This window comes from Chryseobacterium sp. Chry.R1 (genome assembly GCF_039645525.1).
GTDB lineage: Bacteria > Bacteroidota > Bacteroidia > Flavobacteriales > Weeksellaceae > Chryseobacterium > Chryseobacterium proteolyticum.
Map to the genome: position 1 here is coordinate 2,978,337 of NZ_CP151793.1, position 26,092 is coordinate 3,004,428.

27 protein-coding genes are annotated in these 26,092 nt (G+C 34.4%); 11 read left to right on the top strand and 16 right to left on the bottom strand.

Going from position 1 to position 26,092, the window contains the following annotated elements:
• Position 1: 1 nt before the first annotated feature.
• Together odhB and apaG are read left to right on the top strand one after the other, a co-directional pair.
• A complete protein-coding gene (gene odhB, locus AAEU33_RS13455; RefSeq protein WP_345988033.1) occupies positions 2-1,252 on the top strand; it encodes a 2-oxoglutarate dehydrogenase complex dihydrolipoyllysine-residue succinyltransferase in 1,251 nt (416 codons plus the stop codon).
• An 83-nt stretch (positions 1,253-1,335) separates the two neighbouring features.
• On the top strand, positions 1,336-1,722 hold the full coding sequence (gene apaG, locus AAEU33_RS13460) for a Co2+/Mg2+ efflux protein ApaG (protein WP_194304229.1): 387 nt from the start codon (positions 1,336-1,338) through the stop codon (positions 1,720-1,722).
• Between the two features lie 2 nt (positions 1,723-1,724).
• On the opposite strand, the gene AAEU33_RS13465 is transcribed toward apaG, so the two are convergent.
• Genes AAEU33_RS13465 through AAEU33_RS13475 form a run of 3 tightly spaced genes read right to left on the bottom strand, consistent with a single transcriptional unit; the run spans position 1,725 to position 4,206 of the window.
• Positions 1,725-2,279, bottom strand: coding sequence for a 3'-5' exonuclease (locus tag AAEU33_RS13465; protein ID WP_172278536.1), 555 nt, complete (start codon positions 2,277-2,279; stop codon positions 1,725-1,727).
• Between the two features lie 49 nt (positions 2,280-2,328).
• Positions 2,329-3,315 (bottom strand): glycosyltransferase family 2 protein, encoded by a 987-nt coding sequence (locus tag AAEU33_RS13470; protein ID WP_345988034.1) that lies wholly within the window; start codon positions 3,313-3,315, stop codon positions 2,329-2,331.
• A 6-nt stretch (positions 3,316-3,321) separates the two neighbouring features.
• The gene (locus AAEU33_RS13475; protein ID WP_345988036.1) at positions 3,322-4,206 is read right to left on the bottom strand and encodes a lysophospholipid acyltransferase family protein; all 885 of its coding nucleotides are present in this window, start codon (positions 4,204-4,206) and stop codon (positions 3,322-3,324) included.
• Between the two features lie 79 nt (positions 4,207-4,285).
• Here AAEU33_RS13475 and AAEU33_RS13480 point away from each other — a divergent pair, with 79 nt between their 5' ends.
• On the top strand, positions 4,286-4,858 hold the full coding sequence (locus AAEU33_RS13480; RefSeq protein WP_172278530.1) for a thioredoxin family protein: 573 nt from the start codon (positions 4,286-4,288) through the stop codon (positions 4,856-4,858).
• Between the two features lie 32 nt (positions 4,859-4,890).
• Here the strand turns inward: AAEU33_RS13480 and AAEU33_RS13485 are convergent, their stop codons facing one another.
• The 4 genes from AAEU33_RS13485 to AAEU33_RS13500 form a co-directional block, all read right to left on the bottom strand.
• Entirely contained in the window at positions 4,891-6,279 is a 1,389-nt protein-coding gene (locus tag AAEU33_RS13485; protein ID WP_345988037.1) for an aldehyde dehydrogenase, read from the bottom strand.
• Positions 6,280-6,295: 16 nt separating this feature from the next.
• Positions 6,296-7,858: a hypothetical protein gene (locus AAEU33_RS13490; protein WP_345988039.1), complete on the bottom strand. Its 1,563-nt coding sequence runs from the start codon at positions 7,856-7,858 to the stop codon at positions 6,296-6,298.
• A gap of 109 nt (positions 7,859-7,967) precedes the next feature.
• Positions 7,968-9,014: an HlyD family secretion protein gene (locus AAEU33_RS13495; protein WP_172278524.1), complete on the bottom strand. Its 1,047-nt coding sequence runs from the start codon at positions 9,012-9,014 to the stop codon at positions 7,968-7,970.
• A 4-nt stretch (positions 9,015-9,018) separates the two neighbouring features.
• Positions 9,019-10,353 (bottom strand): TolC family protein, encoded by a 1,335-nt coding sequence (locus tag AAEU33_RS13500; RefSeq protein ID WP_345988041.1) that lies wholly within the window; start codon positions 10,351-10,353, stop codon positions 9,019-9,021.
• 137 nt (positions 10,354-10,490) lie between these two features.
• Here AAEU33_RS13500 and AAEU33_RS13505 point away from each other — a divergent pair, with 137 nt between their 5' ends.
• A complete protein-coding gene (locus AAEU33_RS13505) occupies positions 10,491-11,294 on the top strand; it encodes an AraC family transcriptional regulator (protein ID WP_345988043.1) in 804 nt (267 codons plus the stop codon).
• Between the two features lie 78 nt (positions 11,295-11,372).
• Here AAEU33_RS13505 and rplI read toward each other — a convergent pair whose 3' ends face one another.
• The 6 genes from rplI to AAEU33_RS13535 form a co-directional block, all read right to left on the bottom strand.
• Positions 11,373-11,882 carry a 50S ribosomal protein L9 gene (gene rplI, locus AAEU33_RS13510; protein ID WP_172278520.1) on the bottom strand — a complete coding sequence of 170 codons (510 nt, stop codon included), beginning with the start codon at positions 11,880-11,882 and terminating at the stop codon, positions 11,373-11,375.
• 180 nt (positions 11,883-12,062) lie between these two features.
• Entirely contained in the window at positions 12,063-12,365 is a 303-nt protein-coding gene (rpsR, locus tag AAEU33_RS13515; RefSeq protein ID WP_007844708.1) for a 30S ribosomal protein S18, read from the bottom strand.
• 30 nt (positions 12,366-12,395) lie between these two features.
• On the bottom strand, positions 12,396-12,737 hold the full coding sequence (gene rpsF / locus AAEU33_RS13520) for a 30S ribosomal protein S6 (protein ID WP_172278518.1): 342 nt from the start codon (positions 12,735-12,737) through the stop codon (positions 12,396-12,398).
• A 144-nt stretch (positions 12,738-12,881) separates the two neighbouring features.
• Positions 12,882-14,240 carry a chloride channel protein gene (locus AAEU33_RS13525; protein ID WP_345988045.1) on the bottom strand — a complete coding sequence of 453 codons (1,359 nt, stop codon included), beginning with the start codon at positions 14,238-14,240 and terminating at the stop codon, positions 12,882-12,884.
• A gap of 236 nt (positions 14,241-14,476) precedes the next feature.
• Positions 14,477-15,787, bottom strand: coding sequence for a dihydrolipoamide acetyltransferase family protein (locus AAEU33_RS13530; protein ID WP_345988047.1), 1,311 nt, complete (start codon positions 15,785-15,787; stop codon positions 14,477-14,479).
• A gap of 63 nt (positions 15,788-15,850) precedes the next feature.
• Positions 15,851-16,678 (bottom strand): SAM-dependent chlorinase/fluorinase, encoded by an 828-nt coding sequence (locus tag AAEU33_RS13535; protein WP_172278512.1) that lies wholly within the window; start codon positions 16,676-16,678, stop codon positions 15,851-15,853.
• A 361-nt stretch (positions 16,679-17,039) separates the two neighbouring features.
• On the opposite strand from AAEU33_RS13535, the gene AAEU33_RS13540 reads away from it, so the two are divergent.
• The 4 genes from AAEU33_RS13540 (at position 17,040) to AAEU33_RS13555 (ending at position 20,429) form a co-directional block, all read left to right on the top strand.
• On the top strand, positions 17,040-17,999 hold the full coding sequence (locus AAEU33_RS13540; protein ID WP_172278510.1) for a PhoH family protein: 960 nt from the start codon (positions 17,040-17,042) through the stop codon (positions 17,997-17,999).
• A 193-nt stretch (positions 18,000-18,192) separates the two neighbouring features.
• Complete coding sequence (locus AAEU33_RS13545) at positions 18,193-18,690, top strand: hypothetical protein (protein WP_345988049.1); 498 nt, start codon at positions 18,193-18,195, stop codon at positions 18,688-18,690.
• A gap of 212 nt (positions 18,691-18,902) precedes the next feature.
• Positions 18,903-19,559: an outer membrane beta-barrel protein gene (locus tag AAEU33_RS13550; protein ID WP_345988051.1), complete on the top strand. Its 657-nt coding sequence runs from the start codon at positions 18,903-18,905 to the stop codon at positions 19,557-19,559.
• A 234-nt stretch (positions 19,560-19,793) separates the two neighbouring features.
• Complete coding sequence (locus AAEU33_RS13555; protein WP_345988052.1) at positions 19,794-20,429, top strand: OmpW family outer membrane protein; 636 nt, start codon at positions 19,794-19,796, stop codon at positions 20,427-20,429.
• 66 nt (positions 20,430-20,495) lie between these two features.
• Here the strand turns inward: AAEU33_RS13555 and ffh are convergent, their stop codons facing one another.
• The 3 genes from ffh to AAEU33_RS13570 form a co-directional block, all read right to left on the bottom strand.
• Complete coding sequence (gene ffh, locus AAEU33_RS13560) at positions 20,496-21,857, bottom strand: signal recognition particle protein (protein WP_172278502.1); 1,362 nt, start codon at positions 21,855-21,857, stop codon at positions 20,496-20,498.
• 74 nt (positions 21,858-21,931) lie between these two features.
• Positions 21,932-23,188 carry a radical SAM protein gene (locus AAEU33_RS13565; RefSeq protein ID WP_345988054.1) on the bottom strand — a complete coding sequence of 419 codons (1,257 nt, stop codon included), beginning with the start codon at positions 23,186-23,188 and terminating at the stop codon, positions 21,932-21,934.
• Positions 23,189-23,248: 60 nt separating this feature from the next.
• Positions 23,249-23,452 (bottom strand): hypothetical protein, encoded by a 204-nt coding sequence (locus tag AAEU33_RS13570; RefSeq protein WP_345988056.1) that lies wholly within the window; start codon positions 23,450-23,452, stop codon positions 23,249-23,251.
• A gap of 643 nt (positions 23,453-24,095) precedes the next feature.
• On the opposite strand from AAEU33_RS13570, the gene atpB reads away from it, so the two are divergent.
• The 3 genes from atpB to AAEU33_RS13585 all read left to right on the top strand — a co-directional run bounded on the left by atpB (position 24,096) and on the right by AAEU33_RS13585 (position 26,090).
• On the top strand, positions 24,096-25,223 hold the full coding sequence (atpB, locus tag AAEU33_RS13575) for a F0F1 ATP synthase subunit A (protein WP_345988058.1): 1,128 nt from the start codon (positions 24,096-24,098) through the stop codon (positions 25,221-25,223).
• Positions 25,224-25,270: 47 nt separating this feature from the next.
• A complete protein-coding gene (locus AAEU33_RS13580) occupies positions 25,271-25,489 on the top strand; it encodes an ATP synthase F0 subunit C (RefSeq protein ID WP_034681712.1) in 219 nt (72 codons plus the stop codon).
• Between the two features lie 106 nt (positions 25,490-25,595).
• Complete coding sequence (locus tag AAEU33_RS13585) at positions 25,596-26,090, top strand: F0F1 ATP synthase subunit B (RefSeq protein WP_172278498.1); 495 nt, start codon at positions 25,596-25,598, stop codon at positions 26,088-26,090.
• The last annotated feature ends 2 nt before the right edge of the window (positions 26,091-26,092 follow it).

Sequence of the window (26,092 nt, forward strand, 5' to 3'; positions counted from 1 at the left end):
TATGTCAGTTTTAGAAATGAAAGTTCCTTCACCGGGCGAATCAATAACAGAAGTTGAAATCGCGACTTGGCTTGTGAAAGATGGTGATTATGTAGAAAAAGATCAACCAATCGCTGAGGTAGACTCAGACAAAGCAACTCTTGAACTTCCAGCTGAGCAAAGTGGTGTAATTACTTTAAAAGCAGAAGAAGGTGAAGTTGTACAAGTAGGTCAGGTAGTTTGCTTAATTGATGTAGATGCTCCTAAACCAGAAGGGGCAGCTGCTCCTGCTGCTGAAGCTCCTAAGAAAGAAGAGGCTCCAAAACCAGCACCTGTTCAGGAAGCTCCAAAACCGGTTGCACAACCTGCGGCTGCTACACAGACATATGCAACGGGAACTCCGTCTCCTGCTGCTAAAAAAATTCTTGATGAGAAAGGAATAGATGCAGGACAAGTTGCCGGATCCGGAAGAGATGGAAGAGTTACTAAAACTGATGCAGAATTAGCTGCTGTTCCTGCTATGGGAAGTGTATCTTCTACTAACGGTTCAAGAGCGACAACGACTACTAAGCTTTCAGTTCTAAGAAGAAAAATCGCTTCAAGACTGGTTTCTGTAAAGAATGAAACGGCAATGTTAACTACTTTCAATGAGGTTGACATGTCTGAGATCTTCAGAATCAGAAAACAATATAAAGAAGAGTTTGCCCAAAAACACGGAGTTGGACTAGGTTTCATGTCTTTCTTTACAAAAGCTGTTACAAGAGCTTTGCAAATGTATCCTGATGTAAATGCATCTATCGATGGAGATTTCAAAATCAACTATGATTTCTGTGATATTTCAATCGCGGTTTCAGGTCCTAAAGGATTAATGGTTCCTGTATTGAGAAATGCTGAAGATATGACTTTCAGAAGTATTGAAGCAAACATCAAAGATCTGGCTACTAAAGTAAGAGACGGTAAAATCAGTGTTGATGAAATGACTGGTGGTACATTCACAATTACAAATGGTGGTACTTTCGGATCTATGATGTCTACTCCGATTATCAATCCTCCACAATCTGCAATCCTGGGAATGCACAACATTATTCAAAGACCTGTAGCAGTAGACGGGCAGGTAGTTATCCGTCCTATGATGTACGTTGCAATGTCTTATGACCACAGAATTATTGATGGAAAAGAATCCGTAGGGTTCCTTGTAGCTGTAAAAGAAGGTATCGATAATCCTGTTGAGATTTTAATGGGCGGTGATGAAAGAAAAGCTCTGGAATTATAAATTTTAAGAAAATTATAATATAAGTTACGATCTCGCCTCAAAAAAGGCGAGATTTTTGTATTTATTTAAACAAATGTTAAGTGATGTTTTCAAAAATAACTTCTAATATCAAAGTTTCAGTCATACCTGAATATGATAGTAAAAACAGTTACCCCTCAGAAAACCGTTATGTTTTTAAGTATAATATAACCATAGAAAACGACGGTGGTTTTCCCATTAAGATTCTGAAAAGAAAATGGTTAATCTTCGATGTAGGTTTCGGATATACTGAGATCATCGGAGATGGGGTAATCGGATTGACTCCGGAGATCTCAACAGGTGAAAATTTCGGTTATTTCTCTAACGTAATGCTTCGTTCAGGAGTAGGGAATATGAGCGGAAAATACCTGGTTAAAAACATGGAAACTCAGGAAAGTTTTGAAATAGACATTCCTAAATTCAACCTGCTTTCAGAAGTATTGAGCAATTAGAATCAGAGTTGTTTGATTTTAGGCCGCAGGTAATCATAAATTTCTTCATTTGTACTTAGAAATAACTTTTCAAAGGCCAATAAAGAGATTTTAGCACAAGCTTCGGCATCATCTCCGGCCCTATGGTGATTAAGGCTGATCTGATGATATTCTGACAGATGTTTTAATCCATACCTAGGGAGATAATTCCAGGACTTTTTTGCCAGCTGGATACTGCATAAATAATTCAGTTTTGGTGTAAATATACCATAATGTTTAAGGCACCCTCTTAAGACCCCTGCATCAAAGCCTGCATTATGAGCAATCATAAGCGTTCCATACATCATTTCTTCCACTTCATACCAGATTTCATCAAAAGTAGGAGCATCCTTTACATCTTCTGGTTCTATACCGTGAACCGCAACATTAAATCGGCTAAAATAAGGAAAACTGGGTGGTTTAATAAGCCAGGTTTTGGTTTCAACAATCTTGGAATCCTGAACAATACAGACTCCAAGTTCACAAGCAGAGCTTCTGTCGTTGGTTGCCGTTTCAAAATCTATTGCACAAAAATCCATTTTTATTGATAATATGATAAGTTATGAATTATAATTGAAAAGCCAAAGCTTATGAAGACTTTTTACCTCCAATAAAGTGTTTGAATATAAGCCATTTGCTTTGATAGAAAATATTCTTTTGATTTTTCTGACGGAGTTTCCAGGTTCCGGGAACCTGTGCATAAAAGCCAAAATGTGCTCTTACAACAGCCCAAAGATGAGGAAATCCATTTTTTAATCCAAAATAAATACCCGCAATACTGTCTAAGCAAAGTCTGAAAAAAATAAGCCAGATCAGTTTTGGGAAAGGAAGGTTCTTAAGCATCATGGAAAGGTTATTTCTGATATTCAGATAAGTCTTCTGCGGACTTTGCTTATTTAAAGTTCCTCCTCCTACATGATAAACAGTAGATTTCCCTGTATAGTATATTTTTTTTCCCGTGTTGATCAGCCTCCAGCATAAATCGATTTCTTCCTGATGAGCAAAGAATCTTTCGTCAAATCTATTTTGTTCCTGAAAATCCTTTGAACGGATAAAGAAACAACATCCCGATGCCCAAAATATTTCTGCTTCATCATTATACTGTCCTTTGTCTTCTTCTACATCATCAAAAACCCTTCCTCTGCAATATGGATATCCTAAATTATCTATTAATCCCCCGGCAGCACCTGCAAATTCAAAATACTTTTTGTTCTGATAGGATAAAACCTTGGGTTGTATAGCTACAATTTCAGGATCTCTTTCAAAAAGGTCAAGGACAGGGGTAATCCAGTTTTCTGTTACTTCTACATCAGAATTAAGAAGGCAGTAATAGTCTGCCCTGATATTTTTCAATCCGACATTATATCCGCCCGCAAAGCCATAATTTCTGTCATTGTAAATAATCTTTACGGTCGGAAACTGTGATTTTAGATAATCGATGGAGTTATCTGTAGAAAGATTGTCAATAACATATATATCCGCATCAGCCGAGAAGCGGACAACGCCAGGAAGAAACTTTTCCAGCCAGTCCTTACCATTCCAGTTTAAAATAACAACTGCTAATTTTTTAGACATCCTGTATTATTCTTTTTCTGAATCAAAGTGTTTAATAGAGTCCTGATATTTCCACTTCCTGTGTGACCAAAGGTAGTTGTCGGGACGTTTATGAAGGGTGTTTTCCAGTAATTTATGAAACTTTTTTACTACCTCGTGCTCAACAAACTTATCACTGTCCGGATAAATTCTATGGTAGTTTACCTGATAAAAACCACGTTTTACTTTTTTCATTTCACAGTAAATGAAAGCCAGGTCCATTCTTGTCGCCAACTTATCATATCCTATAAATACGGGAGTTCTCTGGTCCAGGAATTCCAATCCGTAGTTGACATGAGAAACATGAGGTGTTTGATCGGCAACGAACATATAAATGGAGTCGCCATCATTTTTACTCCTGAAAATATTGAGAATAACCTCATTGGCTTCCAACGCCTTATTTCCAAATTTATTCCGGACCTTTTTCATCTGGTTTTCCCAGAATTCACTGTTTACTTTGCGGTATACAGGATGGCAGTTTTTCTGGGGAACGATAGTGGCCAATGCATTGATCCATTCCCAGTTAAAAACATGTCCGGCCAATAAAATAACATTTTTACCTTCCTTTTGGACTTCATGAAATACATCCTGATTGATGTGCTGCATCCTTACCCTGGCCTCTGTTTGTGAAATACTAAAGGATTTTACAGTTTCTACCAGGTAGTCTGAAAAGTTACGATAGAATTTTTTTCTTATCTCTGCGATCTCTTTTTTTGATTTCAGGGGAAAAGACCTGGTTAGATTCTGGGTGATTACATTTTTTCTATAACCTACAATGTAGTAGTTTAAAAAGAAAATGATATCCGAAAAAATATATAATATTTTCAACGGGAGCTTAGAAATCAGGTATAGTATCTTGATCAGGAAATTCATAAAACATGCAAATTTAGTGATAATAAAAATATGGTTCTATTTTTGCTTGCAATAAGTATTATTTTTTTACTTTTATATTATGAAAAAATTATCAATAGCAGCTTTCCTGATCGCAGGTACTTTTGTTTTTTCACAGGAAACAAAGAGGACTGAGGATGTTAAGGATTCAAGAGATAAGGCATTAATTGTAAAGACTGATCATGCAGAACTGGATGCCAAAAGAAAAGCCGCTGAGGAGAAGGCTAAGTTACCGAAGCCATATGATCCGAAAGCGGATGCTCAGAAAGATATTAATAAACTGATTGCTCAGGCAAAAAAAGAAAATAAAAATATTATGATCCAGGCCGGTGGAAATTGGTGTATCTGGTGTTTACGCTTTAATCAGTTTGTACAAACCACACCTGAATTAAAAAATATTGTTGATAAAAATTATTTATACTATCACCTTAATTTCTCTCCGGACAACAAAAATGAAAAAGTTTTTGCTCAATATGGTAATCCGGGAGATAAATTCGGATATCCTGTGTTTATTGTTCTGGATAAAAATGGTAAAATGATTCATGTTCAGCAAAGTGATGTTCTGGAACAGGATAAAGGATATAATCTTGAAAAAGTAAAAGCATTTTTCAACGAATGGATACCTAAATCATAAATAAAAACCGGGAATTTCCCGGTTTTTTTGTTTTATAAAAGTTTCTTAATCCATTTTAGTTTTTTATCAGAATATGGCGGATATTTTATATTGGGTTCTCCCCATGTTACCCTTTCAAGGATCGATTTCTGGTGCGAAAAAGTTTCAAACCCATATTTACCATGATAATGGCCAATTCCTGAATTTCCTACTCCTCCAAACGGCAGATGGTCGTTACTTAAATGCATTACCACATCATTGATACATCCTCCGCCAAAAGTGATCTTTTGCTTAAAAATTTCTTTTTCTTCTGGGTTATTCGTAAAGAGATAAGCAGCGAGAGGTTTCTCTAATTCTGTAATCGTATTGATCATTTGGTTATAGTGGGTGAATGAAATCACGGGTAGAATCGGACCAAAGATTTCTTCTTCCATGACAGGATCTTTCCATTCAATATCCGTTAGGATGGTTGGTTCTATATAAAGTTTTTCTTCACTATAATTACCTCCGAAATATACCTTATCCTTTTGGATCAATTGAATAAGCCTTTGAAAATTTCTTTGGTTAATGATTCTTGTGTATTGTTCTGATCCGGGTTCATATTTAAATTCTTTAATGTATTTCCGGAGCATTTCCAGAAACTGCTCTTTCACGGATTCTTCTACAACAAGGTAATCCGGAGCAACACAAGTTTGTCCTGCGTTTAAAAACTTACCCCAAACGATTCTTTTGGCTGAAACTTCAAGATTTGCTTCTTTAGTAATGATGGCGGGTGATTTTCCTCCCAATTCTAAGGTTACTGGCGTCAGGTTTTCCGCAGCAGCTTTATAAACAATCTTTCCTACTTTGGTGCTCCCTGTAAAAAATATTTTATCAAACCTGAGTTTCAAAAGATCTGTCGTTTCATTGATTCCACCTTTATAGACATAAACATATTCAGAAGGAAAGTTTTCATTGATAATTTTAGCCATTGCTTCCATTGTATTTTCGGCAATTTCACTTGGTTTAAGGATACAGCAGTTTCCTGCTGCTAAGGCGGCAACAAGTGGAGAAAGGGATAGTTGATAAGGGTAATTCCATGCACCAATTACAAGAATACATCCTAAAGGTTCAGGATAAATGAGACTTTTCCCGATCTGATTAGCAAGGTTGGTTGAAACCTTTTGGGGTTTTGAAAGCGTTTTCAGATTTTTTATATAATAATCAATATCCTTTAGAACAAAAGATAACTCTGTAGTAAATGTATCAAATCTTGATTTTCCAAAATCTTTCTCTATTGCTTTATATAAGAGCTCCTCATTCTGTGTGATGATTTCTTTAAGCTTTTCAAGGTACATTTTCCTGAACTTTAAACTTTTTGTTTTATGTGTTTTGAAAAATGCTTTCTGAGCTGATGAGATTTCCTGAATGTCCATGCTTTCAAATTTGGGAAAGCAATGCAAATTTTTTGCCTAAAAATTACATAATATTTCTGATTGCAATTTTAGCGGGATGATATAAAAGCAGTAAAAGTGCCGTAATAAATGCCAGCCAGAATAAGCCGGTAAATATTTCCATATTGGAAAGTAAAATAGCCTGTGATGTAATTTTTGCTTTAAACGCTCCGGCTGTCAATGATAAAGATTCATTCACCGGTAGCTTAGAGATATTTGCTCCGAAAATCTGTGTCCACTGCGAATAAAAAACAGGATTGGTATCTGTCATGTTATAGCTTAAGGCATCAGAATGTTTTAAGGTAAGAAAGAGCATTAAATTCTGCATTAAAGCATATCCTATAGCAGTCGTCCAGAATCGGGTAGTGGTTCCCATTGCCGTGCCATTTGCTACATAATCTTCCGGAAGCCCTGCTATTAAAAAGAAAACAAGAGGGGTGAATAAAAGCCCCTGGGCTATTCCCTGTAAAAATAACGGAGGGCAAATGGTAGAAAGTGTTGTATCGGGATAAAAAGTATATGTGAACCAGGCACAATCAATGGCCAGTAATAAAAACCCGGTAAAGAAGACCATTCTGGAGGAAATACCTTTCATTAAACAGATCCCGGATAATAAAACGCCAATAAGCGTTCCCGCCACATTCCAATACTGAACATCTACAATATAATCCCAGGGCCATTTCCATACGGTAGCCATGATACTGTATACATTATTTAAAGCTGAACGGATCAGATAAAAAACAAAAAAAAGGACCATACCCGCAATAACATTTTTAGAATGGAAAACTTCAAAATGGAAAATTGGGCGTTTTGAATTTCTCTGTTTTAAAATAAATAATCCTCCCGATATTAAAAATATGAATAAGCATAAAATAATGATATGGGACTCAAACCACATAAGGCGTTTTCCATAGATAATAGCGTAAGCTCCCGCCTGCAAGCAGGTCCACAATAAAAACCAGCTGGTAATGTCAAGCTGATATAGTGGCTTTTTGGGAAAGAATCTGTTTTTGTTGAATAACGCAATTCCGATAACCAATACAAAAATGTGAAAATAAGCGATCATCAGAATCATATGCTGAAAATCGTAATCCTGAATGCTTGATTTTAATAATGAGGTGGTAACTGTTCCTCCGGTAAGCATTATGGTGTACATGAAAAGATAAGCAATTACTTTAGCATGAACAGTCTTCAATTCCGCTATAATAAGGGGTAAAAAAATAGCGCCTTCCAATAATCCGAATATCCCTTCCAGGAAGCGGATGACAAGAACAATATGATAATCATTGGTGACTGATAATACATACAGTATAATTACTGAAATAGAGGACATCAGCAAAATATAGTATTTTACGCTGAAATAGGCCATAAATCGCTGCAAAACTAAAAGGGTAACCACAAATGTCCCGTACATCAAAATCAATAAGTATTGGATATCATCTGGGTCCACATCCATAAAGGAAGCCGTGAAGGCACTATTGGAATGCAGAATAGACAATAACATCAGGTGGGGAAACAGCGCCAGAATAAGGAGCGGCAGTTTCAGCCATTGTGGTACCCATTTATAATAAACTGAATTATGTTGCATTTTTTTAACTTAGATAGTAGATTTGGAATTACGGATAGTGGGGATTAAGGATGGATATAAGGTCTCAAATTCCTTTATATCACCGCATGCATGGTGAATTTTTCGCTTTCTATAGTTTTTTAGCGCTGACCAGTACATTCATTCCTGAAAGTAATTTTTCATTGTCCTGGCCATTCTCTAAAATAATTTTTACTGGAAAACGCTGTTCTATTTTTACGAAATTTCCGGTTGCATTATCGGGCTTAACCAGAGAAAACTGAGAACCTGATGCAGGGGATACGGAAACTATCTTTCCTTTAAATTCAATATCCGGAAAAGCATCCGCTTCAATAATAACTTCCTGCTTCTGATCAATCTGCCCCAGTTGGGTTTCTTTATAATTGGCAATGATCCATTTTTCCTTACTGACGATCTGAACCAAAGCTTGTCCTTCTTTAATCAGCTGGCCTTCCTGAATCGTTTTTTTTCCGACCCATCCATCATAAGGGGCAGTAACTACTGTATACGAAAGAAATAATTTTGCATTACTGAGATTAGCGGAGCTTTGCTGAATCTGACTTTTTGCGGGAGCCACTTTGGTCTCTTGTTCATTAGCACCAGCTCTAATTGCTTTCTTTTGCTGTTCTAATGCCAGCAGATTGGCTTTAGCCTGATCATATGAAGCCTGTACATTTTCAAACTGTTGTTCGGTGGCAGCATCTTCAGCCAAAAGATTTTTGTATCTTTTATAATCCTGTTCCGTTCTCCATATATCAATTTTTGCTGAAGCTATTTTAGCATCAATGATTTTAGTATCACTTTCTTTAGTATTAACACCACTTTGGATGGTTGCAATATTTTCTGAATTTGCATGCAGGTTGGCTTCGGCCATTTTTACCTGGTTGATGAATTCCCGATTGTCAATTACAATTAAAGTGTCTCCTTTATGGACAAACTGATTTTCATTAAACCGTATGTCTTTAATAAAGCCTGAAACTTTACTTGAAACCGGTGTGATGTATTGTTCGATTTGCGCATCATTTGTTGTCACATTCTTTCTGGAAAAAAGATAGAAACTTATCATCCCTGTAATTCCGCTTATGATGAGAATCCAGGCTAATAAAGTAATCGATTTGTTGATTCTTTCTTCTTTTTTAGTCAATTGCTTCTTAGTCATAGTTTTATAAGTTTCCGATAGTATATTGGAGTTGATAGTATTTTAATTGTCGGTTGATCTTCACAGAAATAAGATTGGATTGAGTTTCCAGATATGTATTATCAGCATCAATCAATTCGGTGATAAGGCTTAATTTATTTGCGTATTTTGTTTTAACGATCCGATAGTTTTCTTTTGCCTGATTAATAGCTTCCTCTGCTATTTTTACTTTTTGTTCAGTTTCTTCAAATTTTTTATACGCTTCATAAACCGAATGTTTTAAACTTTCTTCCTTCTCTTCAATCTGTAATTTGGCAAGGTCTACATTTTCCTTTGCTTCCTGCATCTTATATTTATTCTTATATAAGCTCTCTATAGGATAGGTTAGGTTTACCCCAATCATTCCTAAACGATAAGCATAAGGCTCAGGGGGAAAGAACATCATATTGGGATATTTTATGAAATATTCACCTCCGGCAGTAATCTTGGGAAGATAATTGGCTTTTACGATTTTTTGATCAAGCTCTTTTAAAGAGAGATTTTTCTTGGTGATTTCAACATATTCATTTTTAATTAAAGCTGTTTCGGTCAGCTCATTGATATACGGAATTTCTGCATTTTCAGAAATAAGATCTTCTGTTTCAGCATGCATTTCCTGAGTGTCCGGAAGTAAAATTGTTTTTAACTGGTGTTCCGCGATCTGGATGTCATTATCAAGTTCCGTCCAGCTCATTTTGTGATTAGAAAGTTGCAAAGATGTTCTTAGTACTTCATTAAAAGTAACCACTCCGTTTGCTTTTAAGGCCTTTACCTGTTTTATGTTTACAGAATCTTCCTTCATTTTTTCAGCAATAAGTTCTTGTTGTTCCTTTAAATGGTGAATCTGAAGAAAAGCGGTAATGATTTGCATTTTCAATGATCTTTCATCCAGATGGGTTTGTAATTTCGAAATTTCAGTGTTTACAGATGATTTCTTCTCTGTATTTTTAATTCTTCCACCCATAAATACCGGAATGGAAGCGGAAAGGGTAAAATCATACATCCCGTTAATAACATTATATCGGGTTGCTTTTCCCAAAATTCCGTTTTCATGCTGAAAAAGATCAGATACCTGAGTGTAGCTGGTATGAAATTCAATGTCCGGCAATCTTTCCATTTTAAGATCTTTCTCTTTTGTTTCAGACATGCTTTGTTTGAGGTGGCTGATCTGAATGTTTTTATTATTCTTCAGACCTAATTCTAATGCCTGTTGAAGGCTGAGATGTTGATAATCGATCACTTGTGAGTGTAGGGACATGCTTATCAATAATAAGCACAACGCAATCCAGTGATTTCTGCGTGTGCTAAATATCATTTTCATAAATTAATTAAAGGTTTTTTGCTAAATTGATTTTGATAGTGCAAAGGTACGAGCAGTATGTCTAGACATGATTTGTTAAAGCAGAAAAAGATTTGCTCATTTACGCCAAATAGAAATATTCTCAGTACCTTTATCTCATGAATGATAGTCACTTTAAAGCGGTAGAGGAAGAAGACGCAGAATTTTATGTATATCATGTACTTACCGGTAATGTAAAAACAGATATCCATAATCACAGTTCTGCCCAATTGGTGTATGCAGAAGGCGGTATCGTACATATCTTTACTGAACTTAAGCACTGGTACCTTCCTGCGAGATGTTTTATGTGGATCCCTGCCGGAATTCCCCATTATATATTTACATCTAGCCCAAAAGTGGATTTATACAATTTTTACTTTAAAAAAGATGGAGGTGAAAATGGCTTTTTTGATGAAATCAATATTTATTCTGTGAGCCATTTACTTCGGGAAATGATTTTATATACAAAAGAATGGGATGGGAAAATCACAAAAAATGACGGTTCTAAATATTATTTTCTCAAAGCACTTAAGGGAATTTTACCTGAAAAAAGAGATAAAAAATTAGCGTTTCCTGTACAGCATCCTTTCCCGGAAGATGAAACATTGCTAAAGGTAGCCAAATACATCCATGCCAACCTGGAGAAGAACCTTACCATTGAATCTACGGCAAAAGAATTTGGAATGAGTACAAGAACATTGTCCAGAAAATTTAAAGAGATTTTGGGCATGAATTACGTTCGTTTTTTAAGAGCTTTAAGAATAACCCGTTCATTGGAACTTATGCTTGAAGGGAAATACAATATGTACGAGATTGCAATGATGGTAGGGTATAACAGTCTGTCTTCCTTCAGTAATATCTTTAAAAAAGTAATTGGGATACCGCCGACAGAATATCTCCAGAAGTTGAGAGGAAATGAATAGGGCAACAGATATCAGGGCATAAAAAAACCACTTCGAATGAAGTGGTTTATATGGTGTGAGAAATAAATTCTCTTTTTATTAAGCTTCTTCTTCAGTTTTAGCTTCTTCTTTTTTAGCCGCTGGAGCTGGAGCTACAACAGGAGCATCAGAAACAACGTCAAACTCGAAGTTGTACTCTACGTTTCTGTGTAATCTTACAACAGCAGTTACTTTACCAGTTCTCTTAATAGTGTTCCCTGGAATTTTGATGTATTTCTTCTCAACTTCAACACCAGCTTTTGCAAGAGCTGCAGAAAGGTCAGCATTGTTGATAGATCCGAATAATTTATCACCAGATCCAACTTTAGCAGGAATAGTAATAGTAGTTTTTTTCAATTGCTCAACTACAGCGTTAGCAGCAGCAATTAATTTAGCTTCTTCTTCTTTTCTAGCTTCTAAAGTTGCTTCTAAAGTTGCTTTGTTTTTAGGAGTAGCTAAAAGTGCGTAACCTTGAGGAATCAAGAAGTTTCTTGCATAACCTGGTTTTACGTTTACTGTATCAAACTCAAGTCCTAAGTTTTCTACGTCTTTTTTTAGGATAATTTCCATTGTTGTTGTCCGTTTTTTAGTTCTAGAGAAAAGAACAAAGAAAAAAGAAAAAAGACTGGTGTCTTAGAAATTATTTCTTTCCTTTAATCTAAAAATCGTTAGAATTAATTATTTATTCAGCAACTTAAAAAAAGAGAAAAAGATCTCCATCTTTTCTCTTTCTTCTTGTTTCTTTATATCTTATTTTAATAAGTCAGCTACGTAAGGCATTAAAGCAAGGTGTCTTGCTCTTTTGATAGCAGCAGAAACTTTTCTTTGGTATTTTAAAGAAGTTCCAGTGTATCTTCTTGGTAAAATTTTACCCTGCTCGTTTACGAATTGTAATAAGAAATCAGCATCTTTATAATCTACATGCTTAATTCCGAATTTTTTGAATCTACAATATTTCTTTTCAGATTTTGTATTGATATCAAGTGGAGTAAGGAATTTTACTTCTGATTCTCCTCCAGCTGAGGCTTGTTTAGCCATTTCATCTATTGCCATGTCTTGTCTTTTTTAATAATGGGTTAATAATTAAGCTTTAGCTACTTTTACTTTAGTTCTTCTTGTTACAGCATAGTCAATTGCATGCTTGTCAAGTTTTGTAGTAAGGTAACGGATTACTCTTTCGTCACGTTTGAAAGCTAATTCTAAATCAGCAACGATAGTACCTTCTCCTTTAAACTCAATTAAAGTGTAGAATCCGTTCTTTTTTAATTGGATCGGATAAGCTAATTTTTTTAATCCCCAGTTCTCTTTAGCAACGATTTCGCAGTTTTTCTCTTTTAAAAGAGTTTCAAATTTTTTTACTGCTTCCTCCACCTGTGCGTCAGATAGAACGGGAGTTAAAATGAAAACAGTTTCGTAATTGTTCATAATGTTAAATGAATTTATTAATTATTTCGAGGTGCAAAAGTAGTGAAAGTATTTTAAGTATGCAATAGATATGGAAGATTTGTTTGTGGGGAACTGCCCAAGATAAAAGTGGAAAGTCTGAGTTATAAATTATTTTTGATAATATTAGACTTCTTCATTGCTTCTTATTTCACTTAAAAAATTCATCTTTATCACGTCATAGAGTGAATGTCTGCTTACTAAAATAGAAGCAATAGACGATACCATTCCGGCCAGCATTAGATGGAATATTAATGAGTGTCTGTCGGTCATTTCAAGGACGATAATCGCCGATGTAAAAGGGGCTCTTGTAATTCCCGTAAGAAAAGCAACCATTCCCGCAAGAACGACAACATTCGTTTCGTTTTGGGTAAGATGAATCACTCCTGAAATGACGGAGCCAATACTTGCGCCTGCGGAAAGAGCAGGAGCAAAGATGCCGCCGGCTCCTCCTGATGTAAAGGATAAAGCTGGTCCCAGCATTCTTAAGATGGGCACATACCAGTCTTCATGTTTGTTTTTTGTGAAAAGAACTCTTTCCATAATTTCTTTACCGGATCCTAAGATCTCTCTGTTAATAAAATAAGCAATAGAAGCAATGATAAGCGCACAAATAACAAGAAATAAAATATTTGATTTATCCGTTTTCAGATTTTTCTTTTTCCACTTATTCATGGTAAGCATGATAACAGACAGCTGACTTGCGAGAATACCTGAAACACCCGCTACAAGGATGATCGGGAACATTACCATCAGCGAGACATCATGCGTTTTGGGATAACCAAGATATAAATAAGATCCTGCCAGAGTTTGCGCAGTTAAGCCTGCAATAATAACAGCTGTAAAAAGAGCTGTTTTAAAATAATTAATATGAGTTTTTGATAGTTCTTCCACCGCGAATACAATTCCCCCCAAAGGAGTATTGAAAGCTGCTGCAAGACCTGCGGCCGCACCTGTCATAATCATATTTTTTTTTGATATTTTCGGCCACCATTCGGGAAGATATTCATTTACCTTTCTGAAAACAGAACCTGCGATCTGGATGGTTGGTCCTTCGCGTCCCACAGCACCACCCCCGATTACCAAAATGACAGAAGAAATAATTTTAAAGAATATGATTTTAAGACTCAAAAGGCTTCTGATCTTTTTGTGTTCCTTGGGATTAGCAAGCTCTACGGCAGCCATTACCTGTGGAATTCCGCTTCCTTTGGCATTCGGTGCAAATTCTTTTACCAGCCACCAGGACAAAACAAAACCAATGGGAGCAATAATGAAGATCATCCATGAATGCCAATTGAAAATGATATTTAAAAGACTTTCACCCCATGCAAATATTTTAGCATACATCACTGCAAAAAATCCCGTAATCACCGAACCAATCCAGAAAGGAATTGCCTGAAGCAAATTGTACTTCAGTTGTTCATTGCGGATATTATCAAAAGATTTTTTGAGACTTCTGCGGAGGTATATAAAAACTGAGTACATTTTATAGTCTTGTTTTACCTTGAAGAGCAGATATTGTTTTTATTCCTAAATAATAGTTGTAATTATTTAAGCCATAGGATAGCAAGAAGTTAACGTTATTGTATTTCAATTTCATCATTTAAAGTTTGTTTTAAAAATAATATTATTTAATCACAAATGCAATAATAAAAAACCTCCGAAATTCATTTCGAAGGTTTGTATCATATAACAAGCAAAATTTATTGCTGCTTTAATTTTTAAATTTCTGTATTCAGATCCCAGTTTTGAAGGTAATCATGAACATGTTTTAAGAACATTCCACCTAAAGAACCATCTACAACTCTATGGTCATAAGAGTGGGACATAAACATTAACTGGCGGATAGCGATTACATCACCGTCTTTAGTTTCAAGTACTGCCGGTTTTTTAACAATAGCACCGATGGCAAGGATAGCTACCTGCGGTTGAGGAATAATAGGGGTTCCCATTAAGTTTCCGAAGCTTCCTACATTGGAAATAGTGTAAGTTGCACCTTGAGTATCTTCAGGTCTTAATTTCTTGTTTCTGGCTCTATAAGCTAAATCATTAATCGCCTTTGCAAGTCCTGATAGTGAAAGCTGATCTGCATTTTTGATGACAGGAACGATAAGGTTTCCGTCCGGTAAAGCCGTTGCCATACCAATGTTGATATTTTTCTTTTTGATGATATTATCTCCATTTACAGAGACATTGATCATTGGATAATCCTGAATTGCTTTTACGATCGCTTTTACGAAAATCGGCATAAAGGTAAGTTTTTCACCTTCGCGTTTTTCGAACAGATCTTTATGCTTATTTCTCCATTTTACAACGTTGGTAACGTCTGTTTCAATGAAAGAAGTAACGTGAGGTGCAATGTGTTTTGCTTTTACCATATTTTCAGCAATGATTTTTCTCATTCTGTCCATTGGAATGATTTCATCACCAGCTGAAACTGATACAGGTGTTACAACAGGAGTTGTTGCAACCGGCTGTGGAGTAGAGGCAACTTGCTGAACAGATGCTGTCTTTTGTTGGTTTCCTCTGTTATTAACAAATGCTAAAATATCTTCTTTGGTAATTCTTCCTTCTAAACCGCTTCCTTTAATAGATTTTAATTCAGATTCAGAAATGTTTTCTTGTTGTGCAATAGATTTTACAAGAGGCGATAAATAAAGATCTCCTGAGAATTCAACTGTTGAAGTTCCCGTTTTTAATGGTTCTTCAATCGTTTTTAAAGTTTCAGTATCAGGAGCTGATACCTGGGCTTCAGTGATCGTTTCTTCTGTAGCTGTATTTCCGCCTTCTCCTTCAATTTCTAAAATAGCAATGGCTTCACCAACTTTTGCAACTTCATCCTTTTGCTTTAAGATTTTCACAATTTTTCCCGAAACTGGTGTCGGAACATCTGAATCAACCTTATCTGTTGCAATTTCTACTACGGAATCATCTTCCTTTACCTGATCACCCTCATTGAATAACCAAGTGATAATTGTAGCTTCCATAACACCTTCTCCCATGGAAGGAAGCAATAATTTGTACTCTGCCATTTTTATTTTTTAGATTTTGACAAATATATAAAAAAAATCGGTTTTTTTACGGAATATATAATTTTACGAAAATTCTATATAAATATTCCCGCCTACATTCAGTCCAAATAAACTTCTTGCACCATTTTTCTTGCTTCCTTTATAGATGGTAAGTTCCAATAGTTGGCTGTCATTAAAAATGGCTGCGGATTGCCCATGGAATTCAGTTTCCCTGTTCCAGTCTGAAACAACTTCCGTGTGGCTGGAAAATACTTTTGAAAGACTTAAATTCCTGAATTTGATCGTGAAATTTTCATGTCCTTTTCCTGCGGCTTCAAAAAAATCTTTGTTGATATTTGATATTATGTTTCCGAAATTATCAATATACATCACTTCCCCGATAATCATCTTTTCAGTCTCATTATAGACAGGTTTCGGGAATAGAAGTTCTTTTACACTTTTTATTTTCCGTCCGATTACTTCCGGAAGGCCACCGTTGGCTAAATGTACGGCAGCAGGAACGAAAATATCTGTTGAAGTGAAATTAATGATATCATCAAACCTGTTGTTCAGAGTAATTTCATAAATAGCCTCAGGTTTGATATCAAAAAAAACAAGGCTAAGTAAACCATTATCTGCAGCAAGAAAATAAGAACCATCTGCTTTATAGAGAATATTTTTTCTTGACTTGTGATAAAAACTGTCTACAGACAGAATATGAATAGTTCCTTTTGGAAAATGTTTATAAGCGTTCCGTATGATATATGAAGTCTGGATAAGGTTATATGCCTGAATTTCGTGGGTAATATCAATAATATTAACCTCAGGATTTAAAGAAAGAATTTTGCCTTTCATAGCCGAAACCCTGTAATCTAAATTTCCGAAATCAGAAGTGAGTGTAATAATTGACATTTTTGTAGTTGTGGAATAATACTAGTCCTGCAAATTTATTTAAAATAAAGGAAAACTTCGTGCTTATAACTCATAAAAAATAATTAAAAAAGAAGCTTACATGAGTTTAAACCTCCTTTTATTACATTGAATATAATATCTTTTAATACTAAGAAAAAGAATTAAAAAGGTACCACATTATACCTGTTACAAGTGTTTATATAATCTATATTGCGGTACCTTTTAAGAGAATTGATATTTTATATAACTAAGAGTTAGCTAATTGTATTATAAAGGTGTTTAAATGAAAATTGTGGATAACAAAATTAATATAAGTATGAAAAAAAACTTTAAATTTAGATTCTAATAAAAAAATGCTTACATGTTTGAATTAACATATGATTTGGAAGATATCGATGTGAAAATCTTCTATGGAGTTAATAACCAATATTTCAATTTATTAAAATCAAGCTTTCCGACACTAAAAATTACAGGCAGAGATCACTCTATTTTAGCTAAAGGAAATCAGGAAGCTCTGGATATATTTAAACAAAAACTTGATGATATTGTAAAATTTATTTCAAAAAATAATTCTATTGAACTGAAAGATGTAGAGAGTATTCTCAATATTAAGGATGAGAATGAAAAACATCTGATTTTTGATCAGGATATTATTGTAAAAGGAGTCAATGGTAAAATTATAAAAGCTAAAACGACTAATCTTAAAAAACTGGTTAAAGAAACCGAGAAAAAGGATATGGTTTTTGCTATAGGACCTGCAGGAACAGGGAAAACCTATACCAGTGTTGCTTTAGCAGCCAGGGCTTTAAGAGATAAGGAGGTTAAAAGAATTATACTTACCAGACCCGCTGTAGAAGCAGGGGAGAGCCTTGGATTTTTGCCAGGGGATCTTAAAGAAAAATTAGATCCTTATTTACAGCCTTTATATGATGCTTTAAGAGATATGATTCCTCACGAGAAACTTGAAGGTTTTATGGAGAAGAAAGTTATTGAAGTGGCACCTTTAGCTTTTATGAGAGGAAGAACCCTGGATGATGCTTTCGTAATTCTTGATGAAGCACAGAATACAACCCATGCCCAGATGAAAATGTTCCTTACCAGAATGGGTATGAACGCTAAGTTTATTATAACAGGGGATCCTACCCAAATCGATTTGCCAAGAAATCAGCAATCCGGACTAAAAGAAGCAATGAGGATTTTGCATGGTGTAAATGAAATTGGTTTTGTGCATCTAACTGAAGAGGATGTTGTAAGACATCCGGTTGTAAGGAAAATTATCCTGGCTTATAATGACGAAGAGAAAAGGCTTCGAAACGAATAATCAAACATTGGGTTCGATTTAAATTTGATGGAAATTAATAGGTTTAATTATTCAGCAAGATTAATTACGTTCACCCTAGTTTAAAATAATTTTAAGCACTTACCTGGTAAGTGTTTTTTTTATCCGTGTTTTAACGGGAGGTAGAATGAAAAATAAACGTTAATTTTGCAGCATCAATCAAAACTATTTAAAAATGAAAAAACTATTATTAATGGGCGCTTTTGCGCTTTTAGGAAGTGCAGTAAATGCGCAAGAAGGTTTTAAACTAGGAGGACATATCGGAATTCCTGTTGCTGATGCCAGTGATGTTTCATCATTTACTTTAGGTGTAGATGCATCTTATATGTGGAATATTACAAAAGGATTGGATCTGGGAGTTGCTTCAGGGTATTCACATTTCTTTGGAAAGGATAACTTTGATGATTTTGGATTTATTCCGGTGGCTGTTTCAGGAAAGTATAAGTTCTCAGGAGCTCCTGTTTTTGTAGGATTAGATCTTGGTTATGCTATTTCTGTAAAAGACGGAATGGATGGAGGTTTCTATGCGCAACCGAAATTTGGATATCAGATGTCTAAAGGTGAATTGTATATAGGGTACCAAAGCATTAGTAACAGACGTGATTTTGGAAGATACAGATCAAGCTGGACAATAGGCGCTGTAAACATCGGATATAATTTCTATTTAAGATAAAATTATTAAAAATTCCGAATTTTAAGGACTCCAATTGCAGAATTGGAGTTTTTTTATTCAAAAATTTGTGAAAAAAATAATATAATATATTAAGTGCATTTTTTTCCTGTAAAAAGCGAGTATTTTTGGATGATATTAATCACGTTAACAAATTTTAATATTAGAGGGACCCACTGTAAATTTGCTCTCAGAAAGTATTAAAATTTTTTAAAATGAAAAAATTATTATTAGCGAGTGCTATTGCACTTTTCGGTTTATCTAATGCTCAGATTGCTAAAGGTACTACATATTTATCAGGATCTGTTGGTTATTCTCAAGAAGAAACTAACAATGGTAATCTTAAAACAGAAAACTTCAACGTATTACCTACAGTTGGATATTTTGTTAACACAAACTTAGCAATTGGTTTAGGTGTTGGTTACCAAACTGAAAAAACTACAGCTACTACTACTACAACTATTCTTAACACTACAACTGTAAGTGAGAATATCACTAAGAAGCCAGCTTTCGTTGTTGCTCCTTTCGTAAGAAAATACTGGACTTTGTCTGAAAAATTATATATCTTCGGACAATTAGCAGTACCAATGGAGTTCGGAAAAACTAAGTTAGAAAATAACTCAGTATCTACTTCAGGAAATACTACAGTTTCAAACTCTACTTCTAGCGAAGCTAAATACACTCAAATTGGTGTTACTGTGAAGCCAGGTTTAGATTACTTCTTGAACAAGAACTGGTCTATCGAAGCTACTATCGGTGAGTTCGGTTACAACAACTACAAGCCAAAAGATGGTGATGCTACAAACAACTATAACTTCGGGTTGAATTTATCTTCTGTTACTTTCGGAGTTAAATATGTTTTTGCTAAGTAATTAGTACATTATTTTACAATAAAAAAAGGTCTGAGCTTGCTCAGACCTTTTTTTATCGCTTTAAATTCCTGAAAACAATGGTGTAAAAGAGATTATAATATTGTTTAATTAAATATTAAATAAATGATAAATTTATGTTAAATTTGCCGCTTGTAACTTTTTATATCAAATGATAACTAATAATGAGTTCTATTTCCACAAATAGAACCCTGTATAAATTAAATTTTAATAACTATGAAAAAACTATTACTAACTGGTGCTGTTGCACTTTTTGGATTATCGAACGCTCAGATGAGTAAAGGAGACTGGGTGATCAGTGGAAACACTGGTTTAGGATTTAACAACATTACTACAACAATTAAAGCTGGCGGAGAATCGATAGATGGGCCTAAAGTGAGCACTTTTTCTGTATCTCCTTCAGTGGGGTATTTTGTAATTGATAAGTTAGCCGTTGGAATTGACTTAGGTTTTATGAGTGCCACAACAAAATATCAGGGAATCAAATCTAAAACCAATAATTTTTCTGTAATGCCAACTGCTACTTATTACTTTGTTAATGATAGCAAGTTTGTTCCTTTCCTTGGAGCAGGGATCGGATATTCGTCTGTTAAAAATACAGGTGAAGGAAATTTTGGTGATGGTTCAGTTTCATCTGATACTACTACAGATGGTTTGGCATGGAAGGTAAAAGGAGGAGTAACGTACATGGCGACACAATCTTTAGGGGTTAATTTAGGGGTTTCATATGATCAGTTTTCTAATAAAGAAACAATTATGAATACCGATGTAAAAACTAACGTTAAAACTTTTGGAGTTAATATTGGTTTTTCTTACTTCATTAAATCAAAATCTCAGAAATCTGATAAATAATAATCAGTCAGACTAAAAAATAAAACCGGCTCAATTGAGCCGGTTTTTATATTGATTCATGGATTCCTATTTTCCAAACATTCCGCCCATTCCAGGCATATTAGGCATTTTACTCATCATCTGCATCATTTGTTTACCCTGAGGTCCCTGCATCATCTTCATCATTTTACCCATTTGATCAAATTGTTTCATCAATTGGTTTACATCTTCAATCTTTCTTCCTGCGCCTTTTGCAATTCTTTGTTTTCTTTGCGTATTGATAATAGAAGGTCTTCTTCTTTCTTCCGGAGTCATGGAGTAGATAATTGCTTCAATGTGTTTAAATGCATCATCACTGATTTCAACATCCTTAATAGCTTTTCCCACCCCAGGGATCATTCCCATCAGGTCTTTCATATTACCCATCTTCTTGATCTGATTGATCTGCTTTAGGAAATCGTCAAAACCAAACTCGTTTTTAGCAATTTTTTTATGAAGTTTTTTAGCTTCTTCTTCATCGAATTGTTCCTGAGCTCTTTCTACTAAGGAAACAACGTCTCCCATTCCCAAAATCCTGTCCGCCATCCTTTCCGGGTAGAAAAGATCTAGAGCTTCCATTTTTTCCCCTGTGGAAATGAATTTAATCGGTTTTTCAACTACAGAACGGATCGTTAAAGCAGCACCCCCTCTTGTATCACCGTCTAATTTGGTAAGAACAACACCGTCAAAATTTAATGCATCATTGAATGCTTTTGCAGTATTTACAGCATCCTGACCCGTCATAGAGTCTACAACGAACAATGTTTCATGAGGCTTGATGAAATAATGAACAGATTTGATCTCATTCATCATTTGCTCATCAATCGCCAAACGTCCTGCAGTATCCACAATTACAACATCATGGTTTTTTTCTTTTGCAAACTTGATAGCATTTTCAGCAATGGTAGACGGATTGGTAGCTCCTTCTTCTGTATAAACAGGAACCCCGATCTGGCTGCCCAGTACTTTTAACTGATCGATTGCAGCGGGACGATAAACATCACACGCTACCAATAAAGGTTTTTTATTCTTTTTAGTATGTAAATAATTGGCAAGTTTTCCGGAAAATGTAGTTTTACCGGAACCCTGAAGACCTGCAATAAGGATTATCGTAGGTTTACCCGAAAGATTAATACCTTCCTGGGATCCCCCCATTAGATCTACCAGCTCATCGTGAACAATTTTAGTCATCAATTGACCCGGAGTAAGAGAAGTGAGAACGTTTTGTCCTAAAGCCTTATCCTGAACTCTTTTAGTGAGATCCTTTGCTACTTTATAATTAACATCGGCATCTACCAATGCTCTACGAATTTCTTTTACGGTTTCCGCAACATTGATTTCCGTAATTTTTCCACGTCCGGAAATATTATGAAGCGCCTTGTCTAATTTATCCTGTAAACTATTAAACATATGTGTTATAAATTATAGTCTGCAAAAATAAGGAATTAATTTTAAAATTCTCATTTATGCTAGATATATAAATGCTAAGCTTTTTTATAAAAATGACTTAATAGTTCATCCGTATCAATTGTATTATCTTTAACGATATTTTGATTTCTGATTTGTTGTATTTTTTCAGGAGTTAATTTTTCTATTTCGGCTTCTTCTACAAGTTGTTTTGGTAATCGGTCTATTATTCTATTTTGAATATGCGAGATGAGTTTTTCTAGGTCTGAACAGTATATAGACGGATTGTCAAAGCCACTTTTGGAAGAATATCTGTTGGCTAAATCCCCACCACCACATGTTTCATTAATAGGGCATGATCTGCATTTTTTACATAAATGCTTGTGACTATAATGGTAAAGTTTGGCTAAAGGTGTGTCTAGGGCTTGGTTTATAGAAGAAGAGCTAACATTGGCACCTGTTTTCGTAAAGCCATTTCCACAAGATTTTAAACCATCTACGGCCTCCATTGTTCCATCGGTTTCAATTACAAGTACTTCATTATTTTTATTTCCCAAGTAATCTGCCATAATATCATTTCCTAATATTGAAGTTGTAATATCTCCAAATAGTCGAATAGATGGTCTTGTTGTTTCATCCTCGTTATACCATGTATCAAAGATGTTAATAAGCCAGTCAGCATAATATGTATTTTCTGTGCTTTCAGTTTTCCCTAAAGGAGGGTTGTCGTATGTGCCATAAGGAAATAGAAAGTCACCCCCTTTTACTTCCATGCTTTTGATATGATCATATGTTTCAATAGGATCAGAATCTATATTCATTACTGATAATAATCCTGTGCGCTCCTTATATGATTTATTGTTAAGCAAAACTTTTATACCTTTTATTACATCATCATAAGATCCCTTACTATTATGATAAAACCTATATTTGTCATTTACCTCCTTAGGTCCATCAAGGCTTACACCAATGTGAACCCTTAATTTTTCAAGAGAATTCACAATATCTTCATTAAGTAAGATTCCGTTGGTTTGAAGATTGTATCTGAAGTGTACCTTGCCTCTAGCCATTCTATTTCCGATATTTACGAAGTCTTCGATGTATTTTTGCCCTGCTAACAATGGCTCTCCACCATGTAAAATGATTCCAAAATTTTTAATATTATGTTCTTCACAATGCTCAATGATTCTATTATAAATATTTTCAATTGTTTCTTTGCTCATCACTTTAGGTTGATTTTTATAAGTTTTATCACCTAAATTATACATATAACAGTAAGAACAATTTAAATTACATCTACTTACAATTTTTAATACAACTATTTTAACTTCCATCTCTTCTTTTTTATAATTAAAAGGTCTGTTAGAAACAGACCTTATAATGATATAATTTTATCAGCTAATACCATTTCTCCAAGCATTACTCCAGGATAGATTTGACCAATTGTTTGACCATTCTGGCTCAAAAGATTCGTTAGGATTAGAATTTCCACCTTTAATTGTTTTGCTTACTTCTCTTTTTAAGAATTTGTCTTGCAATAAATCAGAATATCTTTCCATTTTTTTTGCATCTGATTTCAAATCGAATTTAAATTTCATAATATGTGTATTAAAAATATTCCATTTTTTATATCAAGGAATTTTATCGATAGTTATTTAATTCCGTCCAAATAACAGACACTCTAGCCTTATAGAAAAGAGATGGGATAAATCTATTAAAAAAATATATATAAATATGTTTTTGGTAATTTTTCATTGTTAATTGTTTTTATTTGTTAATAATTTTTACTTTCTTATTGGGATATCGATTGTTTTTTTGTGTTTTTATTTATGTATTATGAAAATAAGAAAGACTGCTTTTTGTTATTTTAATAATTTTATTTTTGCAAAATGAATATTTGGAATAGTTTAATTATCGTATTTTTAATAATAGTCTTTAATTTCATAGTATATATAGTATTTAAAAAATATCTTTACAATAAGGATAACACAGCCATGAGATTTCTCTGGTTAAATATTTCTAAAGATATTTTGTGGTTTACTATTTCTATGTTTTTAATTGATAAAACCAAAAGCAATTTTGTCTTCCTTGTTATTTGCTTTGTGATATCCTCATTCTTCATGTACTTTGTTATAATAAAACAGATTAACAAATCTTGATTTTTTTGATGATAAAAATCAATTTTTAATATTGGTAAAGTTTAATAAAATCAATATATTTGCACACGATTAAAAAAGAGATATGAACAGAAAGATTTCTTCATTATTTTTCGCATTTTTATTTGTGTTTATTAGCACTTTAGCTAGTGCTCAGCATGAGTCTGAGGGTGAAAAAGTAGCTGAAAAAGTAGAAAGCAAAGAAGCTAAAGGCGGTTTTAATGCTACCAAAATGATCATGGAGCATATTGGTGATTCTAATGAATGGCATTTATGGACTACCAAAGACGATAATGGGGAAGAACATCACGTTTCAATTCCATTACCTGTAATTATTAAAGATAATGAAGGATGGCATACTTTCCTTTCTAACAAGATCGCTCACGGTCATGAACATGATGGGTATACATTAGAAGAGGGACAAGTGGTTTCTACTAAAGGAATTGAAAAAGCAACTTTGTTTGCGTTAATAGGTGGGAAACAAAAATCAGATAATGTTTACTTTGATCTTTCCATTACTAAAAATACAGCGTCAATGTTCTTATCAGTGATTTTTATGCTGGTAATATTCATTGGAATGGCAAGGAACTATAAGAAATCTCAGCTTCCGACAGGTTTTGGGAAAATAATGGAGCCGGTAATTGTATTTATCAGAGATGAAGTTGCAATTCCGAATATTGGATCGGTGAAGTATAAAAGATATATGCCTTATCTATTAACAGCATTTTTCTTCATCTGGTTTAATAACCTTTTTGGATTAATTCCTTTCTTCCCTGGTGGATCAAACCTTACTGGTAACATTGCAGTTACTGCGGTTTTAGCTATTATCACATTATTAATAACAGTGTTTAGTGCAAACAAAGATTACTGGAAACATATTTTTATGCCACCAGTTCCATTATTGTTATATCCGATTATGATTCCAATTGAGATCATCGGAATTTTTACAAAGCCGTTTGCTTTAATGATGCGACTTTTCGCTAACATTACAGCAGGTCACATTATGATCTTGGCAATTATATCCTTGATCTTTATCTTCAAATCACCATTCTTAGGATTTGCATCTGTGCCATTAGCATTATTTGTTTCCGTATTGGAATTATTAGTTGCGGCATTACAAGCATATATATTTACAGTATTATCAGCACTATTTATCGGTATTGCTGTAGCAGAACATGAGCACGAACATGGTCATGAAGAACACGCTCATTAATAGAGCATTATTTTTAAAATAATTTTAACTAATATAATTTATTTATTATGGATTTATCAACTGGAACAGGATTAGTTTACGTAGGAATCGGTTTAGCAGTACTAGGAGTAGGTCTTGGTATCGGTAAAATCGGTGGACATGCAATGGATGCTATCGCTAGACAACCAGAACAAGCTGGTAAGATTCAAGGAGCAATGCTTATTGCTGCTGGTCTTATTGAAGGTGCTGGTCTTATCGCGATCATCTTTGGTGCTTTCATCAAGTAATTTATCCTCAAAAGAGAATATTCTTAGCAGTGAAGCGGTTGGCTGCTGCTAAGAATTTTAAAAAGATATCCATAAAATTATCACATTAAAAAAAGAATTTACAGATATGGGAATTATTGAACCTGGAATTGGACTTTTGTTTTGGATGACGCTTACTTTTGTTATCCTGTTGTTTCTTTTAGCAAAATTCGCTTGGAAACCAATCGTTAATGCAGTAAATGACAGAGAAACTTCTATTGTTGACGCATTAAATCAAGCTAAATTGGCTAAAAAAGAAATGGAAGATCTTAAAGCTGATAACGAAAGAATCATTCGTGAAGCTAAAATTGAAAGAGATGCTATCCTGAAAGAAGCAAGAGAAATTAAAGATAGAATTGTAGGAGAGGCTAAAGATGTTGCTAAAGCTGAAGGAGATAAAATGATTGAAGCAGCTAAACAAACTATTGAGACAGAGAAAAATGCTGCAATGGCAGATATTAAAACTCAAATTGGTGCTTTATCTGTAAATATCGCTGAGTCTATCTTAAAACAAAAATTAGATAACAACGAAGCTCAGAACGAGTTGGTTCAAAATTATTTAAACAAATCTAACCTTAACTAATA